18 protein-coding genes are annotated in these 13,997 nt (G+C 50.7%); 6 read left to right on the top strand and 12 right to left on the bottom strand.

Going from position 1 to position 13,997, the window contains the following annotated elements; genetic code table 11:
* Nucleotides 1-14: 14 nt before the first annotated feature.
* From ACJAZW_RS05295 to ACJAZW_RS05315, 5 genes are all read right to left on the bottom strand, one after another.
* Entirely contained in the window at nucleotides 15-791 is a 777-nt protein-coding gene (locus tag ACJAZW_RS05295; RefSeq protein ID WP_415155835.1) for a succinate dehydrogenase iron-sulfur subunit, read from the bottom strand.
* A gap of 14 nt (nucleotides 792-805) precedes the next feature.
* The gene (gene sdhA, locus ACJAZW_RS05300) at nucleotides 806-2,611 is read right to left on the bottom strand and encodes a succinate dehydrogenase flavoprotein subunit (protein WP_415155836.1); all 1,806 of its coding nucleotides are present in this window, start codon (nucleotides 2,609-2,611) and stop codon (nucleotides 806-808) included.
* Nucleotides 2,612-2,617: 6 nt separating this feature from the next.
* Nucleotides 2,618-2,998 (bottom strand): succinate dehydrogenase, hydrophobic membrane anchor protein, encoded by a 381-nt coding sequence (sdhD, locus tag ACJAZW_RS05305; RefSeq protein WP_415155837.1) that lies wholly within the window; start codon nucleotides 2,996-2,998, stop codon nucleotides 2,618-2,620.
* A gap of 19 nt (nucleotides 2,999-3,017) precedes the next feature.
* Nucleotides 3,018-3,395: a succinate dehydrogenase, cytochrome b556 subunit gene (gene sdhC, locus ACJAZW_RS05310; RefSeq protein ID WP_415155838.1), complete on the bottom strand. Its 378-nt coding sequence runs from the start codon at nucleotides 3,393-3,395 to the stop codon at nucleotides 3,018-3,020.
* Between the two features lie 174 nt (nucleotides 3,396-3,569).
* Entirely contained in the window at nucleotides 3,570-3,776 is a 207-nt protein-coding gene (locus tag ACJAZW_RS05315; RefSeq protein ID WP_415155839.1) for a DUF1737 domain-containing protein, read from the bottom strand.
* A 130-nt stretch (nucleotides 3,777-3,906) separates the two neighbouring features.
* Between ACJAZW_RS05315 and ACJAZW_RS05320 the strand changes: the two genes are divergently transcribed.
* A complete protein-coding gene (locus tag ACJAZW_RS05320; protein WP_415155840.1) occupies nucleotides 3,907-4,551 on the top strand; it encodes a carbonic anhydrase in 645 nt (214 codons plus the stop codon).
* Here the strand turns inward: ACJAZW_RS05320 and ACJAZW_RS05325 are convergent.
* From ACJAZW_RS05325 to ACJAZW_RS05350, 6 genes are all read right to left on the bottom strand, one after another.
* Nucleotides 4,548-4,982 (bottom strand): GNAT family N-acetyltransferase, encoded by a 435-nt coding sequence (locus ACJAZW_RS05325; RefSeq protein ID WP_415155841.1) that lies wholly within the window; start codon nucleotides 4,980-4,982, stop codon nucleotides 4,548-4,550. The genes ACJAZW_RS05320 and ACJAZW_RS05325 overlap by 4 nt on opposite strands.
* Nucleotides 4,983-4,990: 8 nt before the next feature.
* Nucleotides 4,991-5,287, bottom strand: coding sequence for a YciI family protein (locus ACJAZW_RS05330; RefSeq protein ID WP_415155842.1), 297 nt, complete (start codon nucleotides 5,285-5,287; stop codon nucleotides 4,991-4,993).
* Nucleotides 5,287-6,324: an aspartate-semialdehyde dehydrogenase gene (locus tag ACJAZW_RS05335; RefSeq protein WP_415155843.1), complete on the bottom strand. Its 1,038-nt coding sequence runs from the start codon at nucleotides 6,322-6,324 to the stop codon at nucleotides 5,287-5,289. The genes ACJAZW_RS05330 and ACJAZW_RS05335 overlap by 1 nt, the downstream gene beginning before the upstream one ends.
* Nucleotides 6,325-6,753: 429 nt before the next feature.
* The gene (leuB, locus tag ACJAZW_RS05340) at nucleotides 6,754-7,851 is read right to left on the bottom strand and encodes a 3-isopropylmalate dehydrogenase (protein WP_415155844.1); all 1,098 of its coding nucleotides are present in this window, start codon (nucleotides 7,849-7,851) and stop codon (nucleotides 6,754-6,756) included.
* 84 nt (nucleotides 7,852-7,935) lie between these two features.
* A complete protein-coding gene (locus ACJAZW_RS05345; RefSeq protein ID WP_415155845.1) occupies nucleotides 7,936-8,355 on the bottom strand; it encodes a hypothetical protein in 420 nt (139 codons plus the stop codon).
* 107 nt (nucleotides 8,356-8,462) lie between these two features.
* Nucleotides 8,463-8,852, bottom strand: coding sequence for a RidA family protein (locus ACJAZW_RS05350; RefSeq protein ID WP_415155846.1), 390 nt, complete (start codon nucleotides 8,850-8,852; stop codon nucleotides 8,463-8,465).
* A 184-nt stretch (nucleotides 8,853-9,036) separates the two neighbouring features.
* Between ACJAZW_RS05350 and ACJAZW_RS05355 the strand changes: the two genes are divergently transcribed.
* Nucleotides 9,037-9,579 (top strand): HdeD family acid-resistance protein, encoded by a 543-nt coding sequence (locus ACJAZW_RS05355; RefSeq protein ID WP_415155847.1) that lies wholly within the window; start codon nucleotides 9,037-9,039, stop codon nucleotides 9,577-9,579.
* Between the two features lie 82 nt (nucleotides 9,580-9,661).
* On the opposite strand, the gene leuD is transcribed toward ACJAZW_RS05355, so the two are convergent.
* On the bottom strand, nucleotides 9,662-10,270 hold the full coding sequence (leuD, locus tag ACJAZW_RS05360; RefSeq protein WP_415155848.1) for a 3-isopropylmalate dehydratase small subunit: 609 nt from the start codon (nucleotides 10,268-10,270) through the stop codon (nucleotides 9,662-9,664).
* Nucleotides 10,271-10,427: 157 nt separating this feature from the next.
* On the opposite strand from leuD, the gene deoD reads away from it, so the two are divergent.
* The 4 genes from deoD (at nucleotide 10,428) to ACJAZW_RS05380 (ending at nucleotide 13,997) form a co-directional block, all read left to right on the top strand.
* Entirely contained in the window at nucleotides 10,428-11,138 is a 711-nt protein-coding gene (deoD, locus tag ACJAZW_RS05365) for a purine-nucleoside phosphorylase (protein ID WP_415155849.1), read from the top strand.
* A 29-nt stretch (nucleotides 11,139-11,167) separates the two neighbouring features.
* Complete coding sequence (locus tag ACJAZW_RS05370; protein WP_415155850.1) at nucleotides 11,168-11,821, top strand: hypothetical protein; 654 nt, start codon at nucleotides 11,168-11,170, stop codon at nucleotides 11,819-11,821.
* 74 nt (nucleotides 11,822-11,895) lie between these two features.
* Entirely contained in the window at nucleotides 11,896-13,224 is a 1,329-nt protein-coding gene (locus ACJAZW_RS05375) for a hypothetical protein (protein ID WP_415155851.1), read from the top strand.
* Nucleotides 13,221-13,997, top strand: coding sequence for an ATP-dependent Clp protease proteolytic subunit (locus ACJAZW_RS05380; RefSeq protein ID WP_415155852.1), 777 nt, complete (start codon nucleotides 13,221-13,223; stop codon nucleotides 13,995-13,997). The genes ACJAZW_RS05375 and ACJAZW_RS05380 overlap by 4 nt, the downstream gene beginning before the upstream one ends.

A 13,997-nucleotide genomic window follows, 5' to 3' on the forward strand; every position in this document is an offset into this window, starting at 1 on the left:
TATCATCATACGCCTTAAACGCGCCGCTCAACCATCATTTTTTTGATTTCACCAATCGCTTTAGCCGGGTTCAACCCCTTCGGGCACGTATTGGTGCAGTTCATGATGGTATGGCAACGATAAAGACGAAACGGATCTTCCAAATCGTCCAACCGCTCACCTGTCGCTTCATCCCGGCTATCAATCAACCAACGATAGGCCTGCAACAAAACAGCTGGGCCCAAATAACGGTCGCCATTCCACCAATAACTTGGGCAAGAGGTTGAGCAACATGCACAAAGAATACACTCATAAAGCCCATCCAACTTGGCGCGATCACCGTGCGATTGCAGCCATTCAGCCTGAGGTTCGGGCGACTTGGTTTTCAGCCAAGGCTCAATTGAGCGGTGCTGCGCGTAAAAATTCGTCAGGTCTGGCACAAGGTCTTTAACCACAGGCATATGCGGCAACGGATAAACCGCGATCGGGCCGTCAAACTCGTCCATACCCTTCGTACAGGCCAATGTGTTCATGCCCCCAACATTCATCGCGCACGAGCCACAAATCCCTTCACGGCAAGAACGACGCAAGGTCAGGGTCGGATCAATTTTGTCCTTGATGTACAAAAGCGCGTCCAACACCATCGGACCGCAATCATTCAAATCCACAAAAAACGTATCAACCCGGGGGTTCTCGCCACTATCAGGGTCAAACCGATAAATATGGAATTCACGCACATTATCGCCAGTTGGCTTGGGCCACGACTTGCCTTTAGTCGGCTGCGAGTTTTTAGGCAGGGTCAGTTGTACCATAATTTTGAACTCCCTTAATAAACCCGCGCTTTTGGCGCGATTTTTTTCAAATCGACCTCTTCGGTCAGCGGATCCACGTGCACACCACGATAGCTCAGCTTAACATTGCCCTTCGCATCGAGACGGGAAATCGTGTGCTTACGCCATTTCTTATCGTTTCGATCCGGATAGTCTTCGCGCGCATGTGCACCCCGGCTTTCTTGCCGCGCTTCGGCAGAAACCACTGTCGTCAAAGCATTCGCCATCAAGTTTTCAAGCTCCAGCGTTTCCACCAAATCTGTGTTCCAGATCATAGAGTGATCGTGAACCTTGACGTCGCCCATATCTTTGAAAATGCCCGTCATACGCTTCACGCCAGATTGCAACGTTTCCTGTGTCCGGAACACCGCTGCATCTTCTTGCATGGTGCGCTGCATCTTGTCGCGCAGCACCGCTGTTGGTGTCTTGCCGTCTGCGTAGCGCAAGCGATCCAAACGATCCAAAGCTTTTTCTTCGCTGGCTGGGTTTGAACTTGGTACCGGCGTTTCAGGATTAACAACCTTGCCCGCTTTAATCGCAGCTGCGCGGCCAAACACCACCAGATCAATCAGTGAGTTTGATCCCAAACGGTTCGCGCCGTGCACGGACGCACAACCCGCTTCACCCACTGCCATAAGGCCCGGCACAATCGCATTATCATCGTCAGCAGTTGGGTTAAGCACTTCACCCCAATAATTGGTCGGAATGCCACCCATATTATAGTGAACTGTTGGAATAACCGGAATGGGTTCTTTGGTCAGATCAACACCAGCAAAAACTTTTGCGCTTTCGGTAATACCCGGCAAACGCTCGGCCAACACCGCAGGATCGAGGTGATCAAGATGCAAATAGATATGATCTTTGTTTGGACCAACGCCACGACCTTCACGAATTTCCATGGTCATGCAGCGCGAAACCACGTCGCGTGACGCTAAATCTTTCGCGTTTGGCGCATAACGCTCCATAAAGCGCTCGCCTTCGGAGTTGGTGACATAACCACCCTCACCGCGCGCGCCTTCAGTAATCAAAACCCCCGCACCATAAATGCCGGTTGGGTGGAACTGTACGAATTCCATGTCCTGCAAAGGCAAACCTGCACGCGCAACCATGCCACCACCATCACCTGTGCACGTATGCGCAGAAGTGGCGGAGAAATAGGCGCGGCCATAACCACCCGTTGCTAAAACAGTTTGTTTAGCGCGGAACCGGTGAATGGTGCCGTCGTCTAGTTTCCAAGCAATAACGCCGATACATTCGCCGTCTTCACTCATCAACAAGTCTGTGGCGAAATATTCAATGAAGAACTCAGCATTATTGCGCAAGGATTGACCATAAAGCGTGTGCAAAATCGCATGGCCTGTCCGGTCGGCCGCCGCACATGTGCGCTGAACTGGCGGGCCTTCACCAAAGTTTTGCATGTGGCCACCGAACGGGCGTTGGTAAATTTTACCCTCTTCCGTCCGCGAAAAAGGCACCCCATAATGCTCAAGCTCATAAACCGCCGCTGGCGCTTCACGGGCAAGATATTCCATCGCATCATTGTCCCCAAGCCAATCAGAGCCTTTGACGGTGTCATACATATGCCACTGCCAACTGTCTGGGCCCATATTGCTCAACGAGGCTGCAATGCCACCCTGCGCCGCAACCGTGTGCGAACGGGTCGGAAACACTTTAGAAATACATGCGGTGCGCAAACCTTGCTCGGCCATGCCAAGCGTTGCGCGCAATCCAGCGCCACCAGCGCCAACAACAACCACATCAAACGCGTGGTCAATAATTTCGTAAGAACCTTTGCGTGCCATTAGGTTTTAGCCCCCAAAGCTTAGTTTAAGAAGCGAAACAACTGCAACAGCAGCGACGCCATAAGAAAAGAACGTGTTCAGCAAAATCAAAACCAGTTTGCTGCCTTCCGCCTGTACATAATCTTCAATCACCACTTGCAGGCCCAACCGCATGTGAATGCTTGCGCTGACAATTGTCAGGATCGTGAATGCGGTAATGACAGGATTAGAAAATGTCGCGACCATTTGCGCACGATCCGCGCCGATCAGCGAAACAACCAGCCACACCAAAAACAGCATCAGCGGCACATTGGCCACAGCGGTCATGCGCTGGGTCCAGAAATGTCCGGTGCCTTCCTTGGCAGAACCAAGGCCCGTGACCCGAGAATAAGGGGTACGATAACTCATCATCAGCCTCCCAAGGAAATTAAATTAGAACCAACAGCCAAAGCAACGCGGTCAATACCACGCCGCCAACAAGCGTTAGCCAACCATAGGTATAGCGCTCCGGGCCATACCCCTTGCCCATGTCCCACACAAAGTGGCGCAACCCGCCAAGCATATGATGGAACAAAGCCCACGTGTAACCGATCAAGACCAAACGACCGATCCAGTGGTTGAAAAAGCCCTGCGCCAGATCAAATGCACCATCACCAATCGCAGCGGCGGCAAACCACCATGCAAGCAATGCCGTGCCAAAATAGAGCCCCGTTCCTGTGATCCGATGCACAATGGACATCGCCATCGTGATCTCAAATTTATAGATTTGCAGGTGCGGCGAGAGAGGTCGATTAGGTTCAGCCATTGCGACAAGGCCTCTTATCTATTTGCGTTAAGTCTTTGCAAAAAAGCCAAAGACACTGAAACATCTACCCGCCCCAGAGAGATTCGTCAAAGAACACGGGCTTGTTCTTAAGTCGGAGACCCTACCTTACCTAAACGTAAGCAAAGGTTAACCATGTGCCAATTGCATCTCAGTCTAGTACTCTGTCAAGGCCATTTCCATGTCAAAAGTCTGGTCCGGCACCTGTTTTGTCACCGCCTGCCCACATCGCATCTTGTTTTCTGTGGCGTCAAATGCATATTTCGGCTCCCCGTAAAGCACCCAGCCTTCGGTCAGGGCTTTGCTGACACGTTTACAAAATTGGCTATCATCGTCGTTGGTGATAAAACGGTAAATCTGCATATTTTCTCCTTTAGCTCGCAAAGAGCTTTTCTACGAATTCGACAATTTTGCAAGTTATTCGTTTTTTGCAAGGCCGATCCCACTTTTGGCGCATTGAAAAGTTCATTTATTGCATGTATGCGAAAGACCTATGAAAAGCTTTCCGAACAAATTGCTCGACGGTTATCGTGAATTCATGGATGGCCGCTTTAAAGACGAGCGTCAGAACATTCGTGACTTGGCCGCAAACGGCCAAAACCCGACAACAATGATCATTGCTTGCTGCGACAGCCGCGCAGCACCTGAAATGATTTTCAGCGCCCACCCAGGCGAACTATTTGTCGTGCGCAATGTTGCAAACTTGGTGCCAGAATATGCGCCCGATGGTCGCCACCACTCTACATCAGCAGCCATTGAGTTTGCTGTAAAAGGCTTAGGTGTTTCTAATATCGTGGTTATGGGACATGGTCGCTGCGGTGGCATCACCGCAGCACTTGCGGGCGGCGAGGGCAAGTTAGATGATGGCGATTTCATTGGCAAATGGATGAGCCAACTCGGCCCAGTTGCCGAGCAAGTCGCAGCAGCTGGCATTATGACCGAAAGCGAACGCCAAATCGCGCTCGAACGCGTCGGTGTGCGCCAATCGATCAAAAACCTTGCCAGTTTTCCCTATATTGGTGAATTGATGGAGGCCGAAAAAATCGACCTACATGGCGCATGGTTTGACATCTCAACGGCTGAATTGTGGATCATGGACAGCGAAACCGGCGATTTTGCGCGCCCTGAGAGTGACTAATCAGCTTTCTTTTGCCAACGATATAACCGGTCGGGGAGCTTTTCTTCATTGTCCCCGTCGGTTTCTTTGACGCAAACAAAACCGTTTTTCTCGTAGAAAGCTCGCGCGGCCCAATTTTGCTGAAAGCACCAAAGTTCTAAGCGTTGGTGTTTAGATTTCGCATCAACTAGTAAAGCCTGACCTATACCCAACCGACGCACATCCGGGGCCAAATACAGATGAGCAATCCATCCTTTCAGGTCCACGAGAAAACCGACAGCTCTTTCGTCCAAAACGGCCAACGTAATCTGGCCACGCGCCAGCATATCTTGCATGTGGGCACGGTCTTCTTGTGGTGTGTGGACAATGGGTAGAAACGGCAAGGCAACCTGCCGCGACCGCAAGAATATATCTGCAATCGCGTCAATATCCGACGCACGAGCTTCGCGCAAACTCAGGTTCAAAATAGGGTTTCAAAGCCAGGGGCAACATGTGCTGCAGCCAACTTATATCCAGCACGACGACCACCTGTGAAAAACGGATCATTCTCACAAATCCGGGCGGCGTCTTCGCGGCGATCAGCTTTGATCACCCACATGCCACCATAAGACGGCTCGCCCTCATTTTCACAAAGGCCAGCCGCGAACTTTACCTGGGCAGAATGGGCCGCGAGATAGGCCAAATGCGCAACCTTGTTCTCATCAAACAAATGCTGCGTATTCGGCTTATCCTCAAATATGGCGACCCAGATTGTCATTATGCCGCTTTTTCCATCAAACCGCGCTCAATGATGCATTCAGCGATCTGGATCGTATTCAGGGCAGCGCCCTTGCGTAGATTGTCAGAAACGATCCAAATATTAAGACCGTTCTCAACTGTTGCATCTTCACGAATACGGCTGACATATGTTGCGTCTTCACCGGCGGCTTCAACTGGCGTGATATAGCCACCATCTTCACGGCTGTCGATTACGGCAACACCCGGCGCTTCACGCAAAATGTCGCGCGCTTCATCCGCTGTGATTTCGTTTTCAAATTCGATGTTTACGGCTTCAGAATGGCCCACAAATACCGGCACACGCACAGCTGTGCACGTCACTTTGATTTTTGGGTCGAGCATCTTTTTGGTTTCAGCCAAAACTTTCCACTCTTCTTTGGTGTATCCATCTTCCATGAACACATCGATATGCGGAATCACGTTGAAGGCGATCTGTTTCGTAAAAACAGAAGGTGTCGGCAAATCCGTAACAAAAACGCCTTTGGTCTGGTTCCACAACTCGTCAGATGCCTCTTTACCAGATCCCGACACAGACTGGTAAGTCGAAACCACAATCCGTTTGATTTTTGCAAAATCATGTAGCGGCTTGAGCGCCACAACCAACTGCGCGGTTGAACAGTTCGGGTTAGCGATAATGTTCATACGGTCATTTTTAGCCATATAGCTATCAAGCACATGCGCGTTCACTTCTGGCACAATCAGCGGCACGTCTTGATGGTAACGCCATGCCGAAGAATTATCGATGACAATACAGCCTTGTGCGCCAATTTTAGGGGCCCATTTCTCTGAAATGGTACCGCCCGCAGACATGAATGCAAAATCAACGCCGGTAAAATCAAAATGTTGCAGGTCTTTGCATTTGAGCGTTTTGTCGCCAAATGTCACTTCGCGCCCAACTGAGCGTGATGATGCAATCGCAATCACCTCATCAGCGGGAAAACCGCGTTCTGCCAAAATTGAGAGCATTTCGCGCCCGACATTACCTGTCGCGCCGACAACCGCTACCCTATAACCCATAATCTCTTGATCCTTGTCTTCACCCCCGCGCAACATTTAAGAAGTTGCGGCCGTCATTTTGACCCTCCACCCTGTCGGGAGAAAGCCCAGGGAAGACGGTTAAACGGTTTTGGTGGTGGTCTTTTTTGGTGTTGCAAGTGCTTTGGCCACGCCACCAATGGTGGACATGGTCTTCATCTTCATCGCTGCCTGTTCCAAACCGCGCATCAAATGCTCACACTTTATTCAAAAAATAACTGTGCCTGTTCTAATGGCAATTGTTTAAGAGTCAATAACGGTTTTTCTAAGAACGGTTCCCCTGCCGCACAGATTGGCCCCAGAACTGGGTCAATTTAGACAACCATAAGCGCCCACTTGTTGCTCAAAGCAATTGTGGAGCTGGTCATAGCGAACGCAATGCCAACATCTCATCACAAGTCCGTCGGCCCATTAGAGTTTGGCGATAATCGCGTCGCCCATCTCTGACGTTGAGACCTTTTTGCAGCCCTCTTGCATGATGTCGCCTGTGCGATAACCTTCATCCAAAACAGAAGCGATTGCCGCTTCTACTTTGTCTGCTAGGTCAACCATTTCAAACGAATAGCGCAATGCCATTGCAAAACTGGCGATCATGGCGATGGGGTTGGCCATGCCTTGGCCCGCAATATCTGGGGCTGAGCCATGCACGGGTTCGTACAAGGCTTTGCGTTTACCAGTGATTGCATCCGGCGCACCCAACGATGCGGATGGCAACATACCCAATGAGCCGGTCAACATGGCCGCTGCATCCGACAGGATGTCGCCGAACAAATTGTCCGTTACGATCACGTCAAATTGTTTGGGGTTGCGCACCAATTGCATCGCGCAATTGTCTGCCAAAATGTGATCAAGCTTTACGTCCGGATATTCGCTGGCATGGATCGCGCTCACCACTTCATGCCACAAAACACCTGATTTCATCACGTTGCGTTTTTCAGATGAATGCACACGGTTGTCGCGGGTTTTTGCCAACTCAAAAGCCACGCGCGTGATGCGCTCAATTTCGTAGGTTTCATAAACTTGCGTGTCGATCGCGCGTTTTTGACCATTGCCCAAATCGATGATTTCTTTGGGTTCGCCGAAATAGACCCCGCCGGTCAATTCCCGCACAATCAAAATATCCAAACCTTCAACGATTTCACGTTTTAATGACGAGCCATCAGCGAGCGCCGGATAACAAATGGCGGGACGCAAGTTTGCAAACAGACCAAGGTCTTTACGCAAGCGCAAAAGACCCGCTTCTGGGCGCTGCTCGTAAGGCACATCATCCCATTTCGGGCCACCTACTGCGCCAAAAATTACCGCATCAGCGGCCAATGCTTTTTGCATATCTTCTTCAGAAATCGCAACGCCATGCGCATCGTAGGCTGAACCGCCTACAAGCCCCGTGTCAAACGCAACATCCGCAAGGCCTTTTGCATTGAGATGAGCGATTAGCTTTTCCACCTCTGCCATGATTTCAGTGCCGATGCCGTCGCCGGGCAACAATAAAAGATTTTGCTTTGCCATGTCCGTGCCTATCACAATTATTCCGGTTGCCGCTTTGCTACGCGCAACAAGTGAGACTGACAAGGCTTTGTCGGCAAAATTCGACTAGATTGCCCCCAAAGCAGCACCAAGGTGGAGCCCACCGATGCCAAGTGAAGCGGCGCTGAACACAAAATCCCGCATTTGTGGCACTTCTCCATCAGAAAATGCCCTGGAACCACTTAACTGAAAAACGATAATACTGCCCCGCAGCACAAATACGCCGCCAATTGCGATGACCAGATAATTTGCCCAATCTGCATATTCATTGGTTGTGCCGGCCCAATAGCTGATCAAACCCCAAGCCAAAAAAACTGCGGCAACAAACACTGTTAACAATGCTGGCCAGCGCTCGCCATGCTGATCTGCCGTAGCCATTTTTTTACCGGCACGCAAAAACAAATAGAGCGGCGCCCCAACAAATATCGCTGCCACGTGCAAAATAGATAAAACCAAGTCCGCCAACGCCGCCAATAGATACAACATATTCATTCCTCTGAGATATTACATACGATACCGTACGTTATTTTGTCAGAAAAACAAATAGAGCAGTTGCCCCATCCACGCCCCTACGCTGAATGTCTTGAAGACGCCTAACCCCCAGCACCAACTCTTGCGGTTACTTCAATTTCAATTTTCATTTCAGTTTTGATCAGGCCGGCCACCACCATAGTTGCAGCGGGGCGAATATCGCCAAAATATTTGCCAGTGATCCTAAACACCTCATCGGCATAAGATGGGTCGGTAATATAATAGCGTGCGCGCACCACATCGTTCAGCGAAGCGCCCGCTTCTTCAAGTGCTGCGGAAATTGTTTTGAAACAATTGTCAGCCTGTTGTCCAACATCATCCGGCATAACCATTATTGCATAATCATAGCCCGTTGTGCCCGCCACATGCACCCAATCGCCATCTCTTATCGCGCGGGAATAGCCCGCTTGTTTCTCCAAAGGTGACCCCGTAGAAATTCTTTGCACTGCCATATTCGCCTCCGTAATCACTTCAAGATCATTCAAATATATAAATTGATTCTACTTGTGAGGATGGTCAAAGATCACCGCAAAACTAGCAAAAGTGCAATAGAAATCATCACTTTACTCAACGAGGTGACAAATCAGGCAAATACTGGCACAATTAAGCCATTGTTAACACTTTAAGGAGGGCGTAATGAGACATTGGATCATTTGGTTGGTGGCCGGCCTCCTGTCGGTCATTGCAGGTTTAGTAGCATTAGCAAATCCGCTCGCGGCAACTATCGCGGTTGAGCAATTGGCGGGTTGGGCGTTTTTGGTCATTGGGCTTATTGCTGGCTATGTGGCGTTCCAAGATCAGGATCAGAATAATAGGATTTGGGGCCTTATCGCCTCCATCGGCATCGCGTTGATTGGCGTTGCATTATTTGCAAATCCACTCGCAGGCATTTTATCACTTACACTTTTGGTGGCAATTTTGTTCTTGGTGACGGGCGTGTCCAAAATCTTCATGGCACTACCCATGCGCAGCGGCAATTCCTATTGGACATTATTATTGTCCGGCGGCTTGTCGGTTGTATTGGCGATTATGATCTTCGCCAACTTCCCACAATCAGCAGCCTCAATATTGGGGATCGTCCTATCCGTTGAACTGATATCCAACGGCGCGTCTCTGGTCGCCATTGCATGGCGCAAACGTCAAACAGAAATGCAGTCAGCGACGCAAAATCCTGCCTGACAACGCAATAAAACGGCGGGGGCTTTCCCCGCCTAACTCATATTGGTCTGTTGCACCAAAACCGCTAAACCCAAGAAAACCGCTAAATCCAAGGCCGCGAAGCTTCCATTTGGTGTTCAAAGCCGGAAATGGCATCGCCTTTTTCCATGGTCAGCCCAACATCATCCAAGCCTTGCAGCAAAGCATTTTTGCGCGATGGGTCGATATCAAAACCAATCGTGCCCCCATCCGGGCCAGAAATTGTTTGCGTTTCCAAGTCAATCGAAATGGTCGCGTTTGAACCTCGGTCAGCATCATCCATCAATGCTGCCAATTGTTCTTCGGTCACAACAACCGGCAAAATGCCGTTCTTAAAGCAGTTATTATAAAAAATGTCGGCAAAGCTGGTGGAGATCACGCAGCGGATGCCAAAATCTTTCAGCGCCCATGGCGCATGCTCACGGCTTGACCCACACCCAAAATTATCGCCCGCCACAATAATCGACGCCTTGCGATAAGCGTCTTTGTTCAAGACAAAATCAGGCTTCTCGGTCACGCCATCTTCTTCAAAGCGCATCTCAGCAAAAAGGGCATTACCCAAACCGGTGCGTTTGATGGTTTTCAAATACTGTTTTGGGATAATCATATCGGTATCGATATTGATGAACGGCAATGGCGCAGCAACGCCTGTTAATGAGATGAACTTGTCCATTTGCAATTTCCCTAGTAATTCAGCCTTTTCAATGCATCAGTGATGTTTGGGCGTCAAGCCCCTGCCGCAAGTGTGGCGCATTACTGACACGCAAACATTGAATCTAATTCCGAATGATGGCTAGATGCGACCAACAAATTTGACCGGAGAGTAAAAAATGACGCCGCACAATAACGCAAAACCTGGTGACTATGCTGAAACTGTTCTTCTGCCAGGCGATCCGTTGCGCGCCAAATGGGTCGCCGACACATTCCTTGAGGATGCAATACTGGTCAATGGCGTGCGCAATTGCCTGGGCTACACCGGCACATTCAACGGTAAACGCGTAAGTGTGCAGGCCACAGGCATGGGCCAACCCTCGCTCTCCATTTATGTCAATGAGTTGATCGACACCTATGGGGTGAAGAACCTTATTCGCATTGGCACCTGCGGCGGGCTCAACAAAAAAGCCAAGGTCCGCGACGTGATTTTGGCCATGTCTGCCTCCAATGAAGGCAATATGTTCCAGGAGGTGTTTGGAAAATTCACCTATGCCCCGACCGCAGATTTTTCCCTTTTGCGCAAAGCCGCAGACTTAGCGGACGAAAAATCTATGACCTGGCATGCGGGCGGCATTGTATCTAGCGACAGTTTTTATCAACCGCTCGGCCTCAATGCCTATAAACCCCTCACCGCGCACGGCATTCTCGCTGTCGAGATGGAAGCCGCCGCGCTTTACACCATCGCGGCGCAAAAGGGCTGCAAAGCGCTCGCCATTTGCACCATCTCAGACTGCCTGATTACCGGGGACGAAATCGATGCGAACCAGCGCCAAAGCTCGCTCACCGACATGGCACAATTATCGCTAGAATTAGCGGCGAGTTTATAAGCCCCTTTAGCCAATGAACGGAGCGCCAAATGCCCATTGCCGATCAACTCGCCTCAACCTTGGACCGAAGTGACGAAAAACCGAACATTGAATTGGCGCAAAAGCTTGCGGCACAATCAGATGCAAATAGTGAAATTTTAGAGCTATTGAGCATTGTCAATAATGGCACCAAAGCGCTCGCCCATGATGCGATCAAAGTGCTTTATGAACTCGCAGCACTGCGCCCTCAAAGGTTTGGCGACAAGTTTGATTTTATCCTTGATCTTTTGGCCACCAAAGACAACCGGATTTTGTGGGGTTCGCTGACGCTCATTTCAGCCACATGCACCTATAACGCCGAAGCAATTGTGCAGCAATTGCCGCAAATCTTGTCTGCGGCAGATCGTGGTTCGGTTATCGCAAAAGACAACGTAAATGCAATCCTGTTGCAGTTGGCATCAATTGCAAAATATCGTGATGATGTTCTACCCAAACTGCACGTACAACTTAAAAATGCCGCACCAAACCAGTTGCCCATGTATGCTGAAAATGCCGCGAAAACACTGAGCAGCGGCGAGCACCCGGAATTGGTGCACATCTTGTTCTCCCGCCTTGATGACATGCCAACACCAGCCAAACGGGCCCGTTTGGCAAAGGCGATTGCTGAACTTTCTCTGCCGCCCAAGCCGATTGCATTAACATAAATCACCATTGCCCTTTTTTTGTCGCGATTAAACCCCTTAATGTGGCGCGACAGCCATCAAAGGGATTGCCCGCCATGCTCGACAACAATAATGCCGCCCGCTTGCGCGAAGGGGTGAAAAGCCTTGAAACCATGACGCGTTTCGCTCTCGCCGTGTTGGCACTGGCAAGCGGGGTCTATACCTATTTGGGCGTGCGCAGCCTGCTTGATGGTTCCGCTGACATGGTTTTTGCCGCCGCGCTCATCTATTCGGTGGCCGTCTCTGTTGGCATTTATGCCTTTTGGACCTACATGCTCAAATTCTTTCCTTTGATGCGCGACAATGCGCGGCGTGGGGCATTGATTGCCGTCATGGGCTTGGGCAGTCTAATGATCGTAGCCATGTCTTCTTGGCTAAACGCTGCAGCCCTTGCAGGTTCCGCCGCCCTAGAGCAACATCTGTCCGTCACCTTGGAAGACTATGTGACCGATTTGGATGCGGCCCACGGCAACGCTTTGTCGGCCCAAAGCCTATTGCCGGATGTACAACGCGCTTCAGTGCGTTTTTCCCGCCTTGCGGACGACGAACGCCGCTCCGGCGCGCTCACTGGCACATCTGGCTCCGGCTCGGTGGTGCAATTGCTCACGCAAATGTCGGCCCAGTTGGACGAGTTGGGCGACACCATTGCTGCATCGCGCAGCACGGTAACCCAACAGTTTGAGCAAGGCTCGACCCACTTGGCCAACATGCGCGCACTCGTGTCGGGTGAAGGCGCAGTGCAACCGCGCGCCGACAAGTTTGCGGCGGAAGCTGTGGCCCTTACCGGTGTCATCGCCTCACTGCAAGAAACCTCTATCGCATCGTCCGTCAGCCGTGCCGCCGACGACTTGTCACTTGGGTTTATTGCCCCGGTTGCCGATGGGCGCACACAGGACCTTGCTGCCCGTCAAGACGAGGTCATGCAATCGGTTATGGGCGCAGTTCAAGCACAATCCACCGCCCTTAAAACCGCAGCCGACAGCATCCTGAAACAACCCAAGGTAAAATCGCGTCGCTTTGTTCCCCTCTCCTCAGCAGAAGCAGTCCTTCTCTATGCGCGTGACTTCTTGCCAAGTTGGGCGGGGGCCATTTCCATCGACCTGCTGCCAATGGTTTTGGTGCTGATTTTGGCTGTTGTATATTCCGCCAGCCGACGCGAAGCGCGCACCCTGGACGCGGCGGACAAGATCACTGCGGCCGAAATGATGCGCGCCGTCAGCCTGTTTAATGAAATGAACGCCAACCGCGAAGCGGAAGCGGCGCACCATGCTGCACCCAAACCCTCTCAGCCCGTTGTGGCGGACAAAGAGATTGATGTGAAAACCGGCGACCCCAACGTCACCCCAATCGACGCCGCAAAACGACATGACAACAAACCATCATGACAATTGACGCCAGCACAGATCCCAAACCCGAAAGATTTGGATGGCCAAACGACGCCAACCTGATGCGAGCGATATTCTTTGGTCTGCTCATTGGCACGGCGGCATTGCTTTATCTTGATTTTCAAACGCTGAGTGTTTCTCAACCTGATGCAACCCCATTCACCCAACAACCAATATTGCCCGCCGTTGATCGGCCCGAAATTGATCCCAATGCGCCCCAATATAATCCAGGTGATCAAGTCACAATACAACCAGACATCTTGTTGGCCCCCATAAGCGCAACGCTGGCCCCAAATGGCATCATGCTATTGTCAGGATATATTGAAGCCGGGGCCTCGGTTCGCATTATCAAAGAACTTGACCGCACAAATGAATATATAAAAACTGTTCAAATTAACTCACCGGGCGGATCAGTGAATGACGCACTAGAGATCGCAGTCCGCATCCGAGAACTAGGGCTTTCAACTGGCATCGAAGATGGCGGATTCTGCGCTTCTTCCTGTCCTTTGATGTTTGCAGGCGGTAAAACACGTTTTGCTGGACCAAAGGCCACAATTGGCTTGCATCAAATTTATGGGGCAACAGCTAAGGTCACCGCGCCACAGGCCATGTCAGATGCCCAGACAACCACCGCGCGCATCACCAAATTCTTGTATGAAATGGGCGTGGACCCTGCGATCTGGATACACGCGCTAGAGACTCCACCAGATAGACTTTACTATCTCAATCAATCAGAACTGCAACAGTTCAAACTTGTGACAAAAATGCGATAG

This window comes from Maritalea sp., assembly GCF_047634455.1.
Taxonomy (GTDB): domain Bacteria; phylum Pseudomonadota; class Alphaproteobacteria; order Rhizobiales; family Devosiaceae; genus Maritalea.

Bases quoted from the DNA above. Each gene is read 5' to 3' on its own strand.
- ACJAZW_RS05375 (WP_415155851.1), top strand. From the start codon at position 11,896: ATGCTCGACAACAATAATGCCGCCCGCTTGCGCGAAGGGGTGAAAAGC.
- leuB (WP_415155844.1), bottom strand. From the start codon at position 7,851: ATGGCAAAGCAAAATCTTTTATTGTTGCCCGGCGACGGCATCGGCACT.
- ACJAZW_RS05345 (WP_415155845.1), bottom strand. From the start codon at position 8,355: ATGTTGTATCTATTGGCGGCGTTGGCGGACTTGGTTTTATCTATTTTG.
- ACJAZW_RS05355 (WP_415155847.1), top strand. From the start codon at position 9,037: ATGAGACATTGGATCATTTGGTTGGTGGCCGGCCTCCTGTCGGTCATT.
- ACJAZW_RS05295 (WP_415155835.1), bottom strand. From the start codon at position 791: ATGGTACAACTGACCCTGCCTAAAAACTCGCAGCCGACTAAAGGCAAG.
- ACJAZW_RS05315 (WP_415155839.1), bottom strand. From the start codon at position 3,776: ATGCAGATTTACCGTTTTATCACCAACGACGATGATAGCCAATTTTGT.
- sdhA (WP_415155836.1), bottom strand. From the start codon at position 2,611: ATGGCACGCAAAGGTTCTTACGAAATTATTGACCACGCGTTTGATGTG.
- ACJAZW_RS05370 (WP_415155850.1), top strand. From the start codon at position 11,168: ATGCCCATTGCCGATCAACTCGCCTCAACCTTGGACCGAAGTGACGAA.
- ACJAZW_RS05320 (WP_415155840.1), top strand. From the start codon at position 3,907: ATGAAAAGCTTTCCGAACAAATTGCTCGACGGTTATCGTGAATTCATG.
- sdhC (WP_415155838.1), bottom strand. From the start codon at position 3,395: ATGGCTGAACCTAATCGACCTCTCTCGCCGCACCTGCAAATCTATAAA.
- ACJAZW_RS05330 (WP_415155842.1), bottom strand. From the start codon at position 5,287: ATGACAATCTGGGTCGCCATATTTGAGGATAAGCCGAATACGCAGCAT.
- leuD (WP_415155848.1), bottom strand. From the start codon at position 10,270: ATGGACAAGTTCATCTCATTAACAGGCGTTGCTGCGCCATTGCCGTTC.
- ACJAZW_RS05350 (WP_415155846.1), bottom strand. From the start codon at position 8,852: ATGGCAGTGCAAAGAATTTCTACGGGGTCACCTTTGGAGAAACAAGCG.
- ACJAZW_RS05335 (WP_415155843.1), bottom strand. From the start codon at position 6,324: ATGGGTTATAGGGTAGCGGTTGTCGGCGCGACAGGTAATGTCGGGCGC.
- sdhD (WP_415155837.1), bottom strand. From the start codon at position 2,998: ATGAGTTATCGTACCCCTTATTCTCGGGTCACGGGCCTTGGTTCTGCC.
- ACJAZW_RS05380 (WP_415155852.1), top strand. From the start codon at position 13,221: ATGACAATTGACGCCAGCACAGATCCCAAACCCGAAAGATTTGGATGG.
- deoD (WP_415155849.1), top strand. From the start codon at position 10,428: ATGACGCCGCACAATAACGCAAAACCTGGTGACTATGCTGAAACTGTT.